General features: G+C 72.0%; 3 protein-coding genes and 1 pseudogene. 1 reads left to right on the top strand and 3 read right to left on the bottom strand.

Annotated features, from left to right (window positions below; translation table 11 throughout):
• Nucleotides 1-212, top strand: a pseudogene (locus tag CCN39_RS45655) (threonine ammonia-lyase); the annotation flags it as partial.
• On the opposite strand, the gene CCN39_RS45650 reads toward CCN39_RS45655, so the two are convergent.
• From CCN39_RS45650 to CCN39_RS50475, 3 genes are all read right to left on the bottom strand, one after another.
• Nucleotides 197-1,042, bottom strand: a complete 846-nt coding sequence (locus CCN39_RS45650; protein WP_086853188.1) for a ferredoxin — start codon at nucleotides 1,040-1,042, stop codon at nucleotides 197-199. The pseudogene CCN39_RS45655 and the gene CCN39_RS45650 overlap by 16 nt on opposite strands.
• Nucleotides 1,043-1,064: 22 nt before the next feature.
• Entirely contained in the window at nucleotides 1,065-1,904 is an 840-nt protein-coding gene (locus CCN39_RS45645) for an immunity 49 family protein (protein ID WP_086853186.1), read from the bottom strand.
• 5 nt (nucleotides 1,905-1,909) lie between these two features.
• Nucleotides 1,910-3,019: hypothetical protein (locus tag CCN39_RS50475; protein WP_208630671.1), on the bottom strand; the 1,110-nt coding region annotated here is incomplete at its 5' end.

Raw genomic sequence — 3,019 nt, 5'->3', positions numbered from 1 at the left:
TGCGGGTCCCGGACCGCCCGGGGTCGCTGGTGGGCGTGCTGTCGTGCGTCAGCGAGCTGGGCGCGAACGTGCTCGACGTCGAGCACTCCCGCATCTCCGGCAGCCTCGACCTCGGTGAAGCGGACGTCGTGCTCGCGCTGGAGACCCGTGGCCCCGAGCACTGCAAAGAGGTCGAGTTCGCGCTGGCGAACGCGGGTTACACGGTCGTCTGAGGGGCTTCTCCCGTGATCGCCGCCAAGGCCAGGTCCTTGGCGGGCTCGGGGACCTCCGACGGCGCGGTGAAGCGGCGGGCCCGGATGTGGGCGACCAGGTCCGGGTCCGGCGGCACCCCGTGCTCACGCAGGTAGTACGCGACCGCGCCGGGCCAGGCCCAGGTCCCGTCGGTGCGGAAGTTCATCGGCACGGCGTCCGCGCGGTCCGGCGCGAAGGCGTCCGGGCCGTTGCTGCGCGAGGCCAGGATGACCGGCGCCGCGTCGAGGTAGGCGAGCACCCGCTCGGCTTCCGCCGGGACGAGCGGTGCGCGCCGGACCAGCGGCTTGCCCGCCGCGTCGACGCCGTCGTAGATCCGCGGCGTGCGCACCTCGCCGTCGGCGGCCGGCGGGGTCAGCCCGGCGTGCTCCCGCAGCCACGCCGGGATGTGTTCGTCGGCGCGCGGGAAGAACCGCAGCTCGTCCTGGAACCCGATCGGTGGCGGCTGCTGCCGGAACGGCGGTTCGAGGTCGGGCCGCACGAAGTCGACGTCGGGCGGCTGCGCCGGCTCGAACACGAGGATCGCGCCCAGCCAGGTGCCGACGCCGGGCTGGTACATGCCCGACCGCAGCACCCCGAGCAGCCGGACCGCTTCCGGGTGCGGCTGCGCCGGGCGCGGCAGCCCGTCCGGCCCGGTCACCAGCAGATCGGCTTCGACGTGCCGCCCGGCGGCGCGGTATTCGATCCGCAGCTGCCGCCAGCCCGGCGGCGTCTGCGAAGCGAGCGCGACGCCGATCTGCCGGACGATCTCCTGCTGCTGGTCCGGGCGCAGCGGCCCCGGTGGCCGGCTCATGGTCCCTCCCTTTCCTCGCCGCCTACGCCGGCGGCCGGATGCCCAGCAGGAAGTTCGAGGGCAGGTATTCGGACTCGACGTCGACGTTCATGCCGGCCGAACGCGCCAGCACCGCGATCGCGAGCGGAGCGAGGGCGAGGAACCCGTCCGGGTCGTCGACCAGCTCCTCGTCGCTCGTCCAGAAGCTGCGGTGCTGTTCGAGCGCCCGGGCCAGGGAGGCGTTGAACTTCTCGTCGTCCCGGCGGAGCAGGTGGTAGAACATCTCGATCGGCGGGTAGATGAGCTGGAGCATGGCGCGCCGCGGCGTGTTCCGGACGGCGTCCGGGTCGGTGCCGTCCATCGCCGCGCCGAACAGCTCCGCCGGGATTTCGCGGCGGGCCAGGAAGTTCCGCACGGTCTCGAGCCACGGTGCCATGTACGCGTCGTAGTCGCCGGACGCGAGCGGCAGGTCGAGCGGAACCGCGCAGAGCCGCTGGATCAGGTCGTCGTTGCGGTCGACCACGGCCAGCCAGGCCGCGGTGAGCCAGTTGCCGGCGTCCGCGGTGGAGGTCGGGCCGGTGGCGGCGAAGCGCATGGGCCGGGTGACGACGGCTTCGACCTCGCCCTCGCCCGTGGCCGCGATGAAAACCGCCGTGCTCGCTTCGGCCGCCGTCCGCAGGTCGCGCCAGATTTCCGGGGTGGCAGCGGCGGGGTCGACGACGCTGCGGTACCGCGTGAGCGTCAGCGCTCGGCGCAGCACGTTGTTCAGCGCGCTCGGATCGGTTTCGACGTAGTCGATGTAGAAGCCGATCTTCGGGGCCAGCGCGTCGACCTGCTTCCGGGCGACGTCCTGGTCAATGGGGTGCCTCGACACGGTGGTCATCGATCTCATTCCGCCGGTGGTGCCGGTAGTGGCGACTGGTAGCCGTAACCGTTGTACGGCTTGTAATCGTAGCCAAGGTTGACGTGCGTGCTGCCCGACTCGTCGACCCGCGCGCGGACCTCCACGTAGTCCAGCCGCTTCTGCAGCTTGGCCCGTTCCAGCGCTTCCGCGAGGTCCGGATCCGTCTTTTCCATCCGCTTCACGAGGTAGTCGAAGTACTCGGGGTGACCCTGCTGGAAGGTCCGGTCCCGGGCGCGGTCGTAGTGCGTGCTCGGCTGCCCGCCGGGTCCCTTCGCCTCGTGGACGATGTAGTGCGGCTCGCCGCCGTTCTTGTAGTCGACCTCCCAGATGTGGTCGAAGTTGCCGGCGCCGGGCTTGCCACCGTCGATCGGGTGCCGCGGCGTGATCTCCGCGCGCACGTTGCCGCCCGCGTCGACGATCTGGTAGCGGTGGCTGCCGTCCGGCGCGTCCGGGTGCGGCCGGACGTCGAAGTGCTCACCGGGGAAGGCCTCGGAGAAGTCACGGTGCAGCCGATCGCGCACGGCGTGCCCGGACGCCTCTTCGCCGAGCCGTTCGGAGGCGTCGTTCCGCGCGTTGTGCTTGTCGACCCAGTCGTCGGCGTCTCTCGGCGTGTCGTGGTACTCCTCCTGGGCGACCTGGCGATCGTGCACCCGGTCGTCGATGCGGTCGTAGTCGGTTTCGCGCCAGTTCCGGGTGTCGGGCAGCTCGCCGGCCGCGGGCTCGCTGGGAGTCTGGTCGTGCCCGGTCCCGGGCTCGTGCCCGTCCGAGGTCGCGTCGTGCTCCGGAGTCCGCTGAGGAGGGTGCGTCGAGGAGCGGGACTCGTCGAAGCCGAGCGATTCCGGCGGCGGCCGGTCGCCCTTGAACCGCGGCTCCCCGTTGACGAGGTCGAGCTGGGGCGGCGGCGGGGTGACGTTCGCGTGGCGGTGGTTGATGACCAGCTCTTCGCCGTGCTCCGTCGGCCGGCGGTAGTAGTGCTTCTTGATGTAGTCCGGATCGGCGATGTTCTGGCGGGGCGTGCGCCCGTCCGGACCGGGGCGGTCCTGCCAGCCCGGTTCTTCGCCACGGGCGCGGGCGGTGTCGGCCGACGCCGCCCG

It is taken from the genome of Amycolatopsis kentuckyensis (genome assembly GCF_002155975.1).
Classification (GTDB): Bacteria; Actinomycetota; Actinomycetes; order Mycobacteriales; family Pseudonocardiaceae; genus Amycolatopsis; species Amycolatopsis kentuckyensis.
Note: the sequence above shows the minus strand (reverse complement) of the source record. Positions and strands in the feature narration are given on the sequence as shown.